We start from the raw sequence: 15843 nt of genomic DNA, 5'->3' as shown, positions 1-15843 counted from the left end.
CGAAGTCGACGGGGCGACAGGCTTAGTGCAGCTTCAGGCGCGGACGGATCACGCGGTTGATGCTGCCGACCAGCATCATCAGGCCGGTCTTGAAGTAGCCGTGCAACGCGACCTGGTGCATACGGTAGAGCGAGATATAGACAAAGCGCGCAACGCGTCCCTCTACCATCATCGAACCGCGCATCAGGTTACCCATCAGGCTGCCCACGGTAGAGAAGTTGGACAGCGAAACCAGCGAGCCGTGATCCTTATAGACGTAGGCTTTCAGCGGCTTGCCTTTGATCTGCGCCAGAATATTGTGCAGTGCGCAGGTCGCCATCTGATGCGCAGCCTGGGCACGCGGCGGCACAAAGCCCCCTTCCGGACGCGCGCAGGAGGCGCAGTCGCCAATCGCATAGATATCCGCATCGCGGGTCGTCTGCAACGTCGGCTCTACTGCCAGCTGATTGATACGGTTGGTTTCGAGGCCGCCAATCTCTTTCATAAAGTCTGGCGCTTTGATCCCTGCCGCCCAGACCATCAGATCGGCCTGGATATATTCGCCATCTTTAGTGTGCAGGCCGCCCTCGTCCGCACTGGTGACCATGGTCTGGGTCAGCACGCGTACGCCCATCTTAGTCAGCTCGCTGTGAGCCGCCCCGGAGATGCGCGGCGGCAGCGCAGGCAGAATGCGTTCACCCGCCTCGACCAGAGTCACGTTCAGCGCCTCGTTGGTCAGGCCCTTATAGCCGTAGCTGTGCAGCTGCTTGACCGCGTTGTGCAGCTCCGCCGACAGCTCAACGCCGGTGGCCCCGCCGCCAACAATGGCAATGTTAACCTTGCCGCTGGCCCCCAGGTTAGCCGAGTACTTCAGGAACAGGTTCAGCATCTCCTGATGGAAACGGCGCGCCTGATGCGGGTTATCGAGGAAAATACAGTGCTCTTTTACGCCCGGCGTATTGAAGTCGTTGGAGGTACTTCCCAGCGCCATCACCAGCGTGTCATAAGGCAGCTTGCGCTCAGGCACCAGCAGTTCACCTTTTTCATCACGCAGCTCGCCCAGGGTGATGGTTTTGCCTTCACGGTTAATATCCACAACCGAGCCAAGCTGGAACTGGAAATCATGGTTGCGCGCGTGGGCCAGGTAGCTCAGCGCGTCTACGCCCTCATCCAGCGAGCCGGTAGCCACTTCATGCAGCAGCGGCTTCCACAGGTGGCTGTGGTTGCGATCGACAAGGGTAATTTTGGCTTTTTTACCCCGGCCCAGCTTCTTACCTAGCTGGGTTGCCAGCTCCAGTCCGCCAGCTCCACCGCCAACAATCACAATCTTTTTCAATGGTGTAGTCAACACGACCCCCTAAAATATTAACCAATTGTTAACTAAAAGTTATATAAATAGCTTTTAATTAACAACAAGTTAGCTGCTAAATTTGTCATCTACCCCTTGAGAATAGCATGAACGGTGCATTGGTCATACCAAAATTGATATATATCAAGTTTTGCTGCATAAAAGATAATCAGGTTTCAGCCGAAGGGCGAAAAAAAACCAGCCATTAGAAGGCTGGTTTATAGGATGGCGTCTCAACCAAGGGTTTTAAAGGCCTTGATGCGCTGGAGGTGCGGGGAAATATTCTTGAACTTATGCGTCTGCGCTTCGTCCCAGACAATCTCATAGAAAGGGTGCAGCACCTCGGCGGTGCGCTGACTGTTCAGCGCCTCATCGTGGCGGGAGAGGATCGTCAGGCAGCGGTCGCGGTTCTTCTCACGAAAGTTAGTCACACACTTGGTAGCGATATCGGCGTACTCTTCCGGCCTGTCGATTTTGCCCTCCATATTCTCCTGTGGATAGAGATTAGGATTGAAGATCACCTGACGGATGTCGCAGAGAAAGCCGATGCGCTCGGCCCAGTATCCGCCCAGACCTACGCCGCAGATCAGCGGTCGCTCATCGACGTTGAGCTGCAGCATCTTGTCGACCTCTTTCAGCAGATGCTGCATATCATGCTTCGGATGGCGCGTGCTGTAGCTCAGCAGGCGTACGTCAGGATCGATAAACTGTAGCTGCAGTACCTTTTCGTGATTGCCCGGACTGTTTGAATCAAAACCGTGTAAGTAGATGATCATCTGTCCTCACCCTGTGCTTTCTCCCTTTCAGGGAGGGTTAATGAGCCGCTGACCGCTCCAGCCAGCGGGCCTGAAGCTGTTCCAGTTTGCTATTCACCGCTTTCCATTCGGCAGACGCAACCAGCTCCTGACGCGTAAACGAACCTCTATGATACAACTCTGTAACACGCGCTGCATTGATCGGCGACAGGTTATCCAGCACGCTCACCGCCCCCTGCCGATTATTGCAGACCAGAACCATGTCGCAGCCGGCATCCAGCGAGGCCTGGGCACGTTCGGCATAGCTGCCCATGATCGCCGCTCCCTCCATAGAGAGATCGTCCGAGAAGATCACGCCGTCAAAGCCCAACTCACCGCGCAGAACCGTTTTCAGCCAGTGTGGCGAGCCGCTGGCCGGACGCGGATCCACCTCGCTGTAGATGACGTGTGCGGGCATAATGGCATCCAGCTTGCCGTCGCGGATCAGCGAGCTAAAGATCGCCATATCATGCTCGCGGATCAGCGCCTCCGGACGCGGATCGTGCGGGGTCTCTTTATGGGAGTCCGCCGCGACCGCCCCGTGACCGGGGAAGTGCTTACCGGTGGCTTTCATGCCTGCCCGATGCATACCGTCAATCACGCGGATGGCGATAGCCAAGGCCTTGTGCGGATCGGCATGGTACGAGCGCTCGCCGATGGCCGCGCTGATGTGGCCTACATCCAGCACCGGAGCAAAGCTGATATCGATATCCATCGCGATCATTTCACAGGCCATCAGCCAGCCCGCCTCCTCGGCCAGCCTGCCGCCTTCCTCCATACCGAGCAGTGCAGCAAACGACTGAGCGGCAGGCAGGCGCGTAAAGCCGTCGCGAAAACGCTGTACCCGGCCTCCCTCCTGATCCACGGCCACCACCAGCCGATGGTGCGAGGCGGCGCGGATCTGCCGCACCAGCTCGCGCAGCTGCGCCGGATCGTGATAATTTCGGGTAAAGAGGATCAGGCCTCCCACCAGCGGATGCGCCAGAATCTCGCGCTCCTCCGCATCCAGCTCATAGCCTGCCACATCTAACATTACCGGACCCACACTGACCTCTCTTATCCTTTTGTCTCTAGCTGACACCATGTTTCATTTGCCAGCGTAATAAATTGCTGCTCCCCGGTCTGCTGCCAGCGGCATTCGTACCAGCCCGCCATCAGCATCAGCACCCAGGGCCGCCAGCGCCGCACCTGCTGCGCCAGTTGCGCAGGCACCAGGTTTGCCACCTGGGCATAGGCGACAATAAGCCGCTGACGCTCAGCCTCATCCCCCGTCCAGATCGAAGCCAGCTCCAGGGCGATATCGCCATCGCCGGCATACTCCCAGTCAATCAACCGCAGGCCCGAAGCGGTATGCACCAGGTTACCTGCATGCACATCCATATGTAACGGGGCCAGTCTGATTGCGCCCGGCTCGCCCTCACGCTTAAGGCGTTTTAGCCACGCCAGCCAGCGCGGCGTGCGGCGTACAGGGTCGCACGCCTGCCAGTAGCGCTCCAGCAGCGGCAGCAGGGTAATACGCCAGCCAAAACGGGGCTGCTGATGCAGATGATACAGCAAGTCGGCAAGGTGATGGGGTTCCGGCAGCGTGGTTTTCACCTCGCCGGCAAGATAGTCAACGGCCATCCAGCCCTGCCCCAGCCACTGCGGGCGCGGTGCAAGAGAATTGGGGAGCCGCTTTAAGGCGCGATACTGACGGAGAAACGGCGCGGGTGTGGTGGCCGCATGCTGCTGGCGCAGCACCAGACGCTGCGGGCCGTTAGCAATGACGCAGCTCCCGCCGCTCAGCCCGGTATGTTCAGGGCTGGCGACGAGCGCTGCGTGGGGAAAGAAGCGTGACAGGATCGCGTCACGCTCGGGGTTACTGTTGCTGAACGGCACCTTTACCTGACCAGACGATCTCGCCCGTCTGCACCAGCATCAGCTGCATCTGTAGCGCGGGGGAATTAACATTGCCGGAGGCGCTGGTGTAGAGCACATACTGCGCCCCCACGTTGCGGGCGATCCCGATCGCTTTACTGCGCGTGCCCAGGCTATCCTGCGGCGACAGGCCGAGCTGCTGCTTGGCAACGGAGAGCTGCTGGGCAGAAACCAGCGTAAACTTGCCGTTATTTGCCAGCGCGCCGCGCAGCACTTCCGTGGCTTCCGCGGTGTTCAGCGACCCGTTGGTACGGTTATTGACGCTGTCGACCAGCAGCACGCTGCCACCGGCCGCGCCGCTGGCCTGCAGCATTTTGCTTACCATCGGCGACACCGCCCCGCTCCAGTCAAAATGACGTTCGCGCGGCGTCGGCTGCGCCGTTTGATCCTGGTGCTCAATCGGCCCCGGCTGGGATGGGACCGACGGTACGGACGGCACCTCAGGAACCGGCTGCGGCTGCGGCTGTTCAACCGGCTGCTGCGGCTGCGGTTTGGCTTCCTCTACGGGTGCTGGCTGCTGCTCGCCCCGCATAATACATCCCGAAAGGATCATCGCTACGGTCGTGAGTAGCGCATAACGACCCAGTTTATTAATCAAGATTCACCCCTTACAGATAGAGATAGAGTCTCACCTTACGCGCGCCTAAATAGTTGGCGCTGCCGTAGAGCGTTACCGATGAATGCGCAGGAATGGTAATGCGCCGGGGCGCTTCCAGCGGATGCATTTCGAGACCCCTGGCGTCATACCAGAAAAAACGATAGTTGACGGTGGCGGGTTCGCCCCGTTCGTTATAGAGCGTTGAGGACGCAGAGGGCTGGATCTCAGCGTTATTCAGCGTCGGCTTTTCTGCGCTTATGCCTGCCGCCAGCACGGTTGCTTCCATTACCAGCGTCTGCTCATCGCTGACCGGGATCGATGGACGCGAGCTACAGCCGGTCAATACAGCCAGCGCCAGCAGCGCGGCCAGGCCTCCTCTCAGCATCGGTTTAACCTTTATGTGTCAGCATGGGACCCAGCGCGCGACCACCCAGCAGATGCAGGTGAATATGGTACACCTCCTGGCCACCGTGGCGGTTGCAGTTCATGATCACCCGATAGCCATCTTCGGCAATCCCCTCCTGAGCAGCAAGCTTCGCGGCGACGGTAAGCATACGCCCCAGCGCCTGCTCGTGCGCCTCGGAGACGTCGTTTAGCGTTGGGATCAGCAGGTTAGGCACAATCAGGATATGCGTCGGCGCTTGCGGAGAGATATCACGGAATGCCGTGACCAGCTCATCCTGCCAGACGATATCCGACGGAATTTCGCGGCGGATAATTTTACTGAAAATCGTTTCTTCGGCCATGACGTCTTCCTTAATGAATAACTGCGGGACTCAACAAGAGAGTATGATCGAGAATCTCCTGATGTTTCAACTATTACGCCGCTTTTCTTCACGCATTAGGATTAAGCACTGCCGTTACGTCTGATTTTTCGCCACTCAACGCCCTGCAATAATTCACTTAATAAATATTACATCTGTTTACAGCGATAAGATGAATGCGTATATTTCGCATTTGCATTTTCATGCGCAATTGCATGATGAGAACAAACACAGCACGCTCGGCATCGGCAACGTATCGGTCAGAGCGCACTATTTAACTTGCGAAAAGGGTTCACCATGTCTTTCACCGTTCACGCCAGGGATGGACGCTGTCCTGCCGCCGCGCCATCACTGCTGGCAGTCTGTATTGCCTTTGCACTTGCTCCTGCCGCTGGCGTTGCCGCCACGCCGGATACCACCGCGGGCGATACCGTTATTGTTGATGGCTCCACAGACAGCGCCTATGCCGATCAGGAGCGCCAGGACTACAGCGTCAAAACCACCACCTCCGGCACCAAAATGCTGCTGGTTCCGCGCGATATTCCCCAGTCCGTGAGCATCATCAGCGAACAGCGCATGAAGGATCAGAAGCTGGAATCCGTTGGCGACGTGCTGAAAAACACCACCGGTATTACCCAAAGCGCGACGGACTCTGAACGCATCAACTTCTACTCCCGCGGTTTTGAGATCGATAACTTCATGGTCGACGGCATTCCGACCCTGTTCGAAACCCGCTGGAACCTGGGCGACTCCCTGTCCGACACCGCTCTGTATGAACGTGTGGAAGTGGTTCGCGGCGCGAACGGCCTGACCACCGGCTCCGGCAACCCCTCCGCCGCCATTAACCTGGTGCGCAAGCACGCCGACAGCCGTGAATTTACCGGCAACGTCTCCGCTGAGTATGGCAGCTGGAACAAGCAGCGCTACGTGGCCGACCTCTCTACCCCGCTCACCGATGACGGTCGCATTCGTGGCCGCATGGTGTCGGGCTACCAGCACAATGACAGCTGGCTGGATCGCTATAGCCAGGAGAAAAAATTCTTCTACGGCGTGCTGGATGTCGATCTGACCGACGCGACCACCTTCTCCGTCGGCTACGACTACCAGGAGACCAACTCCAACAGCCCAACCTGGGGCGGCATTCCGCGCTGGTACACCGACGGTGGCCGCGTCAACCCGGACCGCAGCTTCAGCACCGCGCCGGAGTGGGCCTATGTAGACAAAGAGACCGAGCGTACCTTCGCGACGCTGAAGCAGAAGCTGGGCGACAACTGGCAGCTGACCGTCAACGGCACGCATACCGAAACGGATCTCGACAGCAAGCAGCTCTATCTCGATGGCCAGGTTGACCGTGAGACCGGCCTGATGGTCAGCCCCTACGGCGCATCCTATCCTTTCGTGGGCGGCACCGGCTACAACACCGGCAAGCGCAAAGTTGATGCTATCGATACCTTTGCTAACGGCTCTTATGATCTGCTTGGCCGTCAGCATGAGCTGATGATCGGGACGAACTACACCCGCCAGAACAACATCTACTACAGCTCCTGGGAGAACATCGGCGATACTCAGCTGGGTAACTACGCTGATTACAACGGTAACTTCCCACAGACTAACTGGAACCCGCTGAGCCTGGCGCAGGATGATACCATCCACCAGAAATCCGTCTATGCGGCGACCCGCCTCTCGCTGGCCGATCCGCTGCACCTGATCCTGGGCGCACGCTATACCAAGTACAATTTGGATACGCTGAACCAGCAGATGGAGAAGAACAACACCTCGCCTTACGCGGGCGTGGTGTTTGATATCAACGACACCTGGTCTACCTACGCCAGCTATACCTCGATCTTCAAGCCGCAGACCGAGCGTGATGCACAGCGTAAGTATCTGTCGCCGATCACCGGTAATAACTATGAGGCTGGCGTGAAGGCGGACTGGATGAACAGCCGTCTGACCACCTCTCTGGCCGTGTTCCGCATTGAGCAGGATCACCTGGCGCAGTCTACCGGTCTGGTGATCCCTGGCAGCAACGGTGAAACCGCCTACCGCGAAGCGGACGGCACGGTGAGCAAAGGCGTTGAGTTTGAGATCAACGGGGCGCTGACCGATAACTGGCAGATGACCTTTGGCGCCACCCGCTACGTAGCGGACGATGCCGAAGGCGACGCCGTTAACCCGAACCTGCCGCGTACCACCGTGAAGATGTTCACCAGCTACCGTCTGCCGACCATTCAGGATCTGACCGTCGGCGGCGGCGTCAACTGGCAGAACCGCGTCTGGTCTAACGTTGCGGTTGCCGACGGCACGCTGCGCGCTGAGCAAGGCAGCTATGCACTGGTGGATCTGTTTGCCCGTTATCAGGTCACCAAAGCGTTCTCTCTGCAGGCGAACGTCGACAACCTGTTCGACAAATCCTACGAGACCGACATCGACAGCCGCACCATTGTCTATGGCGAGCCGCGTAACTTCTCTATCAGCGCTAACTACAGTTTCTGATAGCAGTGATGTGAAGGAGGGAGCCGAAAGGCTCCCTTTTTTATCGTCATCGAAGCAGCCACCTCTCTGCTCCCGCCTCTGTCGCGAATTTCACATACCTTTTATATTTACGCTGTTGCTTTGCTTGTAATAGTAATTTTAACACCGGACTCTTTAATAAGATTACCTATCATGCAAGACTTATCAGCCTTTTCAATCAAACTCTGAGCATCTTGCTTCTGTTCAGGCTGCGCACCTTCTTGCAACTCAAGCTGCACAGTATGTACGATATGCATATTAGCTGGTTTATCACCTGATAATTCTGTCGTCATGGTAACGCCTGTTGCAGGAATTTTATGCCCCTGGAGCATTGCTACCAGAGTCATTAGGTAGCATGATGCTGCAGATGCCGCCAGCAACTCTTTAGGATTAGCGCCCTCACCTGTCCCGCCAAAATGCTCTGGAATAGCAATGGGCAGCTTCATTTTATCTGCTTCAATAGTTCCCGAGCCTTTGGTTGATCCACTCCAGTTCATTTGTAATGTCGTCATAGTTATCTCCTTTTAAAAATCACCTAAATACTTTGTCCAGTGTGTTCTTGCAGTGTTAAGGTAACAAGCGTCGAAACCGACATTTTTAGGGGCGTAAACGACATGACGGGAAGACAATAATGGTAGAAATAGGTTTGTTTATTTATCCGGGCGTGCAGCAGGCCGCCGTGCTTGGTCTGAATGATCTATTTTGTGTAGCTAATATGTTTTCTCAGAAATATCAAAAAAATAATGAGAACTTATTAAGAGTGACGCACTGGCAACAACCTGGTCCGCAAGAAGAACCTCAATGCATTTTTGATACGGTTCCGGGAGCTGTTTCGTCGGAACTTTCTGCAATGATCATTCCGCCAACATTAAAAGAGCCTGATGTGGTGGATGCAACGCCTGAATTAACGCGATGGCTAACCAGACTACGCGATCGCGGTATTATCCTGGGCTCAGTTTGCGCCGGTGCATTTGTACTCGCTTCAACAGGATTAATGGATGGCCGTAAAATGACGACCCACTGGGCTTATGCCGATTTACTTAGCCAACGTTTTCCAGAGATTGAAGTTGATGCTAATCAGCTCATTATTGATGATGGGGACATCATCACAGCCGGAGGGCTGATGTCGTGGACCGATCTCGGCTTACGGTTAGTTCATCGCTTACTGGGTCCAACAGTGATGATAGATACCGCACGCATGCTGCTCGTCGATCCGCCCGGGCGTGAGCAACGTTACTATAGTGTCTTCTCGCCGCGCCTTTCGCACGGTGATGCATCAGTCCTGAAGGTGCAGCACTGGCTCCAGGCAACGCAGGCAAAAAATGTCACCATGTCAACTTTGGCATCCCTGTCAGGATTAGAAGAAAGAACCTTTTTGCGACGATTTCAGAAAGCAACGGGCATGACCAGCACTGAGTATTGCCAGCACCTCCGTGTAGGACGCACGCAGGAGCTTTTGCAATTCAGTAGTGAGTCATTCGATCGCATCGCCTGGGAAGTAGGCTACAGCGATCCGGGCGCATTACGTAAGATTTTTACTCGCATTGTGGGCCTGACGCCTGGAGAGTACCGCCGTCGCTTTAGTGCCAGCCAGACAAAGGACAGCGCCTGATAAAATGACGCTATTGCCCCTAATAATGTCGTTTACGCCACTTCATCCTGCACTCAAATACTGTCAGAATTTTGCTTCAATAAGCAAGCCAACAGGAATGACATGATGAAACATCGCGGTTTAATTGTAATCGATTTGCAAAACGAATATCTGCCAACCGGTAAACTACCCCTTACCGGCATCGAGGCGGCAGCAAATAACGCAGCCCTTGCTATTGCTGATGCGCGCTCAAAAGGCATCCCCGTTTTCCATATTCGCCATGAGTTCGCCAATGGCGAAGCGCCGGTATTTATTCCAGGCACAGATGGCGTAAAAATTCAGGAATCGGTCACGCCAGCTGCGGGTGAAGCGGTAATCGTAAAAAACTTTATCAACTCCTTTCGCGAAACTGACTTAAAAGCGCAGCTGGAAGCGAAGGACGTTGAAGAAGTGATTATTGTAGGGGCGATGAGTCATATGTGCGTAGATGCGTGTGTGAGAGCAGCGGCAGACATGGGCTATCCGGTTACCGTTCTGCATGACGCCTGCGCCACCCTTGACCTGACATTTGGCGGCGTCTCTGTACCGGCGGCACAGGTTCATGCTGCCATGATGGCGGCATTTGAATTTGGCTATGGAAAAGTCCAGTCAACGTCAGACTACCTGTCGGCATAACTCCTATGCCAGCGTCCCTTCTTAGGGACGCTTCATTATCAGCTTTCTTCGGTAGATTTGCTTACCTTGCGCAGGCGACTGGCATGTCATACGCATCCGCAATCAGTTCAGTCGAGCGATAAATAGCCTCCTGAGAATGCCCCAGGTTAAGCAGCATAATCTCATCTGCATTAATGCGCTCCTGCCAGACCGTTAGTTTATCAACCACCTGCATGCCGGTACCGCACATTATTTTTGCATTCCACGCTTCAATCAACTGTGACTCTGCGAGAGAATAGGCGTAGTTTTCCGCTTCCTGCGGAGTAGGTACAATGAAAGAACGGCCGGTGCTCATGCGCATCATGGCGTGGGAATAGGCCCATGCCTGGCGTCGGGCTTCATGAGGATCATCTGCCGCCATTACACCAAAACTGGCGATGACATATGGCCGGTCCAGAACAGCGGAAGGACGGAAATTCTGTCGGTACACTTTGATGGCCATCATGACATTCTGATCGGCAAGATGGGCTGCGAAAGCGAACGGAAATCCCATTTGTGCTGCCAGCCGTGCCGAATAGTCGGAAGATCCCAGCAACCAGACGGGGGGACGTTGATAAGCGCCAGGCACCCCATTCTCCAGGTCCTGCACGGGCCCTGGTACAGCATAAACGCCCCCTTTTTGCCATGGATGGCTTTCAGGGAAATCGCCCTTTAGGAAGTGTAATAACTCATCAAGTTGTTTAGGGAAACTTTCTGCCCCTATATCCCCGCGACGCAGCGCTGATGCCGTGAGCATATCTGTACCCGGCGCGCGTCCTACGCCTAGATCAATGCGCCCTGGTGCAAGAGAGGCCAGTAATCCGAACTGCTCAGCAACCACCAGCGGCGGAAAGTTAGGCAGCATCATACCGCCAGCGCCGAGCCGGATATGGGTGGTTTCACCGATGAGCCGAGCAAGCAGCAGCGGCGGAGAAGGCGTAGTTACGCCAGGCATGGCATGGTGCTCAGCAAGCCAGTAACGGGTAAAACCGCGCTTATCGGCCAGGCGGGCAAGCCTGATGCTGCCCGTCAGTGCTTCATGGGCAGTTACCCCTTTTCCCGCCATGGCAAAGTCCAGCAGAGAGAGAGGAACCGGAGCCCCGCCCCGGCGCATACCTAAAATAACCTGATTCACAGAGTAGATCCTTAAAATGACTAAGCGACTGCGCCTTTAAGACACGCCGCAGAAGGATCAAATTTTGGAGATAATAACGACAATGCACAATTGACCTGAATGACAATATCAGAAACTATTGGGCCAATTGCTCATTCTCGATCAGGCGATGCATTACGCATCTGGCAGAAGGTGCGCCGGTATTCTGAAGGCGAGGTGCCAAGATAAGTCGTAAATTGCAGGCGTAACGACATGGGAGTGCCGAAACCCACTTCTGAAGCGATGCACTCTACCGGCAGCTCCGTGATTTCGAGTAGTTGCTGTGCCCGCGCAACCCGCTCTGCATTTAGCCATTTCGTGACGGTTGTGCCGGTTGTGTCGCGAAAACGACGAGTAAACGTGCGTCGACTCATTTTCGCTACGCTCGCCAGCATATCGAGGGTTATAGGTTCGGACAAATGCTCACGGGCCCACTCCAGTACTTCTACAAGGCGTCCGACACAGGATAATTGCGGAACCGGTTGTTCGATATATTGCGCCTGCCCCCCCTGTCGATGTGGCGGCGTCACCAGTTGTCGGGCTATCCGGTTGGCCATATCAGACCCATGCTGTTGTCGGATCATTTCAAGGCAGCAATCAAACGCCGCAACGGTGCCTGCGGAAGTCACAATATTTCCATCCGTCACATACAAAACATCCGGACGAAACTTCGCGTCAGGGAAAAGACGCGAAAAAATATCGCGGGCAACCCAGTGAGTCGTCGCTTCCCGTCCGGCAAGCAACCCGGCGGCACCAAGAACAAACGCCCCGAGGCAAAACCCGACGATCAGCTTACCCTCTGTATTTGCTGCTTTAAGAGCTTCGGTGATATCATGAGGCACTTCCTCTTCAGGATCCTTCCATGCTGGAACGATAATTATATCGGCATCCTGCATCGCCTCAAGGCCAGATGAAACAGTAATCGGCAGCCCCTGATCGCTGATAATAAGCCCTGGGGACTGCGCGCAATACTGTACATTGTAGGCCGGAAAGCCTGCAGGCTTGTTAACAACGCCGAAGGCTACTGCGGGCACGGAAAGCTGAAACAAGCTGACGCCTTCAAAAGCCAGGACTACAATACGAACCGCAGACACATGAACCTCTCAGATGAAAAATCAGTATATTAGTAGAGTCTAAGCTCGTAGATGATTGTTACTAAGACCTACTGCGCAATTATATTTTTATCTATTAAGGCCATTCCTGAGAATGGCCAGTGAAGATTATTTGCAGGCGACCAGGTTAGCCATTTGCTCAGCATTAGGCAAGCCAAGGATTTGTTGTAAGGCACGATCCTTATTAAGATAGTAAATAGCCGGTGTACCGGTGGCCCCTAAACTCTCCATAAGCTGCTGATTATGTTGCACCTGCTTAAAAATAGCAGGCGGAGTGTTCTCTTTCAGTTCAGGTTTATTTTTTCCGTCAGAATTTTCAAGGTCATACCAGACTTTATCTGGATGCTGGGCGGAGAGGATCGCCGCTGCATACTGACCGCTGTCGGGGCGGATCACACCGACCAGCAATGTTTTCGTGCTGATACTTTTGTCCTTGATAAAAGGCTGGGCCTGGTGCCAGAACTTATTGCAGTAGGGACAGAAGGGATCGGCAAACACAACCACCTGACATTTAGCGTCCTTACTGCCTTCTACAATCCCCTGTGCTGTGGTAAGCGTCTTCCACATTTCGCGGCCAGCCGGAACATAAACCTCATCGTTAATGATTTTCTCGCTCAGGTTATTTCCCTGCGCATCATACATATAACCTGAAATAACGTGCTTCTTATCGGGGGTAAGGTAAAGCGTTACCCCCATGTCCTGATACTTACCTAACCACCCTTCTACCCCACCGGGTGCGCTGAACGGTTTAATAATTTCAATTCCCTGCTTCTCGACTTGCTTTACAGCCTCGGGTAATTCAGAGGATTGCGCCTGAGTGGCGCAGCTTACAAACAGGGTTAACAGGGATAAAATCTTTTTCATTCTTTTTCCTTAATAAAATCAGGTGAACTCGCCGAATTCGCCTTTGCCAGTACGGACAGCAGCTCATCTTTGCTTAGAAGTGAAGGGAGGACATGCCCTTGTGGTGTTGAAGGGCCAAAAATGGCGTTAAACGGAATACCACTGGCACCGTAGCGGCTCAAGAATTGCTCTATTTCAGCGGACGGCTTGCTCCAGTTTCCCTGCAATAACACAATGTCATCTCGGTTTAACGCAGCAACCACCTCAGGGCGATGAAGTACCAGCACCTCATTAACCCGACAGTTCAGGCACCAGTCAGCGGTAATGTCTACAAGCACACTCTTTTTGGCTTCCAGCGCCTCATTAAGTGCCGTCTGGCTAAGAGGCTGCCAGTTAAGGAGAGAACTTTTCTCAGTTTGTGGATGAGGCGCCAGGAAGGCATACAATCCCGCACCAAACAGCACGCCAAAAACCAGGGTCCGCAGATTTTCTTTGTGCTGGGGCATGGACACGGCGCATCGGTAAAGGAAAAAGGCTACCATGATTCCTCCGCCGATAAGCACATAGCGTGCCCCCCACTCTTTTACGAGTAGCGACATGAGCCAGAGACAGGATCCCAGCATCAGGAGGACCAACACAAGGCGCAATTTTCCCATCCATGGTCCGGGCCTGGGCAACCAGCGAGCCACACCAGGGACCATGCTGATAACCAGCCAGGGAAGGCTCATTCCCAGACCGAGAACAAAAAAGATGAGCCATAGTTGATGCAAGGGTGCCGCTAGCGCAAATGTCAACGCAGTGCCAAGGAAAGGTGCGGTACAGGGCGTGGCCAGAAGCGTCGCAAAGGCCCCTTCAAGAAAACTTCCTCCGATGCCATTCCCTCCAGCGGTAGCAAGCCGTGTGGTTAAACCTGAAGGCAGGCGCAATTCAATGAGACCCGCAAGACTGAAACAGAAGAGCCATGTCACTACGACCATGGTGGCAATAAACCACGGACTCTGGAATTGAAAACCCCAGCCGATCCAAGCGCCGGAAAGACGCAGGCCGGTAATTACCGCTGCCAGTACGAGGAAAGAGAAAATTATCCCGGCTGCCGTTGCCAGAAAACGAAGACGTGTCTCACGCCGACTGCTCTGTGCCAGCGTCATCAGCGAAGCAAGTTTTATCCCAAGAACAGGCAGAACGCAGGGCATCAGATTGAGAATAAGACCACCTGCCAATGCCACGGCCATTATCTGCCATAGGGTTGTGGAGACACGGATACCCGCAGTAAGTTGCTGGCTCTGCGCACCATTGCTTACTACCAGGGAGAGCGGCTGCAAACGGGATGCGTCCAGCGGTTTACCCTCATCATCACTAACGCTGAACCGTGCCGTCAGCGTGTCACCGGCGAATTCAATCTGCGGCGGCGACAAATTAGTACCCGTCGGGTTGTCAGTAAATACATCTGGCTGTAACCAGCCGTCCGCTGAGGTTACCTTAACCGTAAGCATATCCCCATCAGTTGTAACAGAGCTGACAGTCATATTACCGCTTTCCGGGGGAACGGCCGCCATTGCATTTTCCCATGCATCGGCAAAATCGGGTGAGGCTCCGGCCGACAAGTCAATATCAAGCGGGAAGGTATTTACTACACAAAGATTGCTACACAAAGAAAGCGTCAGCTTTCCATGTAACTGCTGCGTCTCGCTGGTTGTGATTTCCAGTGGAAACACGACTCGCTGGTTATAGCCTACTGAGCTGAACCCGGCAGAATCGAACCGGATAGGCCGGGGCCAACGCCACTGTGTTTTAACCTGGGGATCCCACTCAATTACAGGTCTGAACCCGCCGTCGCCGGGGGTCCTCCAGTAAGTTTTCCAGCCCTCATTGGGAATGACATCCAGCAGCAGGCGAACTTTGCCCTCTGCTGGCACATCGTTATAGACGTGAACCTGAGCATGTGAGTTTTCAGGCTTCAACGACCAGCCCGGTATCGCAGCAGAAGCCGCAGACAGGCTGAATAACAGGAGCCACAGGCCCCTTAGAAGCGTTTTCATATATTTTCTCCGTGAAAAATTGACAGGACGGGTGCTTCCTGTTCAGTCATTCACGGAAAACGCAGTTCTTGAGATGTATTCGAAGTAAGGGGGGACGAAAAAGAGTGACCGGTAACGGCAGTACGCTGATTTTTACGATTACTGCTAACACAAGAACAAGCAGACCGGGCAAAAGAAGAATGGTATCAAAGTGAAGGGGCTGTGCAGCAAGCAACGAATGGGCGCTGAGTTCACAAGGTGACAATGTTGCCGGCGCACGTTCCTGAGTATTGTTATCGGCTAACAGGGTAAGGGTGGCTGCTTTAATCTGCATGTGATGCAATACGCTGGCCCGCTGCGCCAGACAAATCAACATGACAAAGCAGGCAACCACCAAAAGCGCTACGGCTTTTAGTTGCCTGTTTTTTTGTTGAGTCGGACACGTCAGGAGGCTCATGGGCAATGAGGATAGAGAGCGACTCGTATTTGGGCAAGCGGCAATTTGTAAAGGAATTGCTATCA

The 15843-nt window shown here is 54.5% G+C and carries 15 protein-coding genes; 3 read left to right on the top strand and 12 right to left on the bottom strand.

Annotated elements, in window-relative coordinates:
- Window positions 1-22: 22 nt before the first annotated feature.
- The 7 genes from EV102420_RS14180 to hinT all read right to left on the bottom strand — a co-directional run bounded on the left by EV102420_RS14180 (window position 23) and on the right by hinT (window position 5382).
- Complete coding sequence (locus tag EV102420_RS14180) at window positions 23-1327, bottom strand: NAD(P)/FAD-dependent oxidoreductase (protein ID WP_042392841.1); 1305 nt, start codon at window positions 1325-1327, stop codon at window positions 23-25.
- A gap of 233 nt (window positions 1328-1560) precedes the next feature.
- Window positions 1561-2103, bottom strand: coding sequence for an alpha/beta hydrolase YcfP (gene ycfP, locus EV102420_RS14175; RefSeq protein ID WP_042392839.1), 543 nt, complete (start codon window positions 2101-2103; stop codon window positions 1561-1563).
- Between the two features lie 37 nt (window positions 2104-2140).
- Window positions 2141-3166, bottom strand: coding sequence for a beta-N-acetylhexosaminidase (nagZ, locus tag EV102420_RS14170; protein ID WP_072015271.1), 1026 nt, complete (start codon window positions 3164-3166; stop codon window positions 2141-2143).
- Window positions 3167-3177: 11 nt separating this feature from the next.
- Window positions 3178-3999 (bottom strand): thiamine kinase, encoded by an 822-nt coding sequence (gene thiK, locus EV102420_RS14165; protein ID WP_042392836.1) that lies wholly within the window; start codon window positions 3997-3999, stop codon window positions 3178-3180.
- Window positions 3980-4633 carry a penicillin-binding protein activator LpoB gene (gene lpoB / locus EV102420_RS14160; protein WP_042393003.1) on the bottom strand — a complete coding sequence of 218 codons (654 nt, stop codon included), beginning with the start codon at window positions 4631-4633 and terminating at the stop codon, window positions 3980-3982. Before lpoB ends, thiK begins: the two co-directional genes overlap by 20 nt.
- A 13-nt stretch (window positions 4634-4646) precedes the next feature.
- The gene (locus EV102420_RS14155; protein ID WP_042392833.1) at window positions 4647-5021 is read right to left on the bottom strand and encodes a YcfL family putative periplasmic lipoprotein; all 375 of its coding nucleotides are present in this window, start codon (window positions 5019-5021) and stop codon (window positions 4647-4649) included.
- A gap of 4 nt (window positions 5022-5025) precedes the next feature.
- Window positions 5026-5382: a purine nucleoside phosphoramidase gene (gene hinT / locus EV102420_RS14150; RefSeq protein ID WP_042392832.1), complete on the bottom strand. Its 357-nt coding sequence runs from the start codon at window positions 5380-5382 to the stop codon at window positions 5026-5028.
- A 315-nt stretch (window positions 5383-5697) separates the two neighbouring features.
- Here hinT and fhuE point away from each other — a divergent pair, with 315 nt between their 5' ends.
- Window positions 5698-7893 carry a ferric-rhodotorulic acid/ferric-coprogen receptor FhuE gene (gene fhuE, locus EV102420_RS14145; RefSeq protein WP_042392829.1) on the top strand — a complete coding sequence of 732 codons (2196 nt, stop codon included), beginning with the start codon at window positions 5698-5700 and terminating at the stop codon, window positions 7891-7893.
- A gap of 107 nt (window positions 7894-8000) precedes the next feature.
- Here the strand turns inward: fhuE and EV102420_RS14140 are convergent, their stop codons facing one another.
- The gene (locus EV102420_RS14140) at window positions 8001-8423 is read right to left on the bottom strand and encodes an OsmC family protein (protein WP_042392826.1); all 423 of its coding nucleotides are present in this window, start codon (window positions 8421-8423) and stop codon (window positions 8001-8003) included.
- Window positions 8424-8542: 119 nt separating this feature from the next.
- Here EV102420_RS14140 and EV102420_RS14135 point away from each other — a divergent pair, with 119 nt between their 5' ends.
- Both EV102420_RS14135 and EV102420_RS14130 read left to right on the top strand, forming a co-directional pair.
- On the top strand, window positions 8543-9523 hold the full coding sequence (locus EV102420_RS14135; protein ID WP_042392823.1) for a GlxA family transcriptional regulator: 981 nt from the start codon (window positions 8543-8545) through the stop codon (window positions 9521-9523).
- 105 nt (window positions 9524-9628) lie between these two features.
- The gene (locus EV102420_RS14130) at window positions 9629-10177 is read left to right on the top strand and encodes a cysteine hydrolase family protein (RefSeq protein ID WP_042392822.1); all 549 of its coding nucleotides are present in this window, start codon (window positions 9629-9631) and stop codon (window positions 10175-10177) included.
- A gap of 61 nt (window positions 10178-10238) precedes the next feature.
- Here EV102420_RS14130 and EV102420_RS14125 read toward each other — a convergent pair whose 3' ends face one another.
- From EV102420_RS14125 to EV102420_RS14110, 4 genes are all read right to left on the bottom strand, one after another.
- Window positions 10239-11330: an LLM class flavin-dependent oxidoreductase gene (locus tag EV102420_RS14125; protein ID WP_255211685.1), complete on the bottom strand. Its 1092-nt coding sequence runs from the start codon at window positions 11328-11330 to the stop codon at window positions 10239-10241.
- A 131-nt stretch (window positions 11331-11461) separates the two neighbouring features.
- The gene (locus EV102420_RS14120) at window positions 11462-12442 is read right to left on the bottom strand and encodes a GlxA family transcriptional regulator (RefSeq protein WP_042392819.1); all 981 of its coding nucleotides are present in this window, start codon (window positions 12440-12442) and stop codon (window positions 11462-11464) included.
- 126 nt (window positions 12443-12568) lie between these two features.
- On the bottom strand, window positions 12569-13324 hold the full coding sequence (gene dsbG, locus EV102420_RS14115) for a thiol:disulfide interchange protein DsbG (RefSeq protein ID WP_042392816.1): 756 nt from the start codon (window positions 13322-13324) through the stop codon (window positions 12569-12571).
- Complete coding sequence (locus EV102420_RS14110; protein ID WP_042392814.1) at window positions 13321-15342, bottom strand: protein-disulfide reductase DsbD family protein; 2022 nt, start codon at window positions 15340-15342, stop codon at window positions 13321-13323. The genes dsbG and EV102420_RS14110 overlap by 4 nt, the downstream gene beginning before the upstream one ends.
- Between the last annotated feature and the right edge of the window lie 501 nt (window positions 15343-15843).

Source organism: Pseudescherichia vulneris NBRC 102420, from assembly GCF_000759795.1.
In the GTDB taxonomy this organism is placed as follows: domain Bacteria; phylum Pseudomonadota; class Gammaproteobacteria; order Enterobacterales; family Enterobacteriaceae; genus Pseudescherichia; species Pseudescherichia vulneris.
This window is presented reverse-complemented; position numbering and strand designations above follow the sequence as displayed.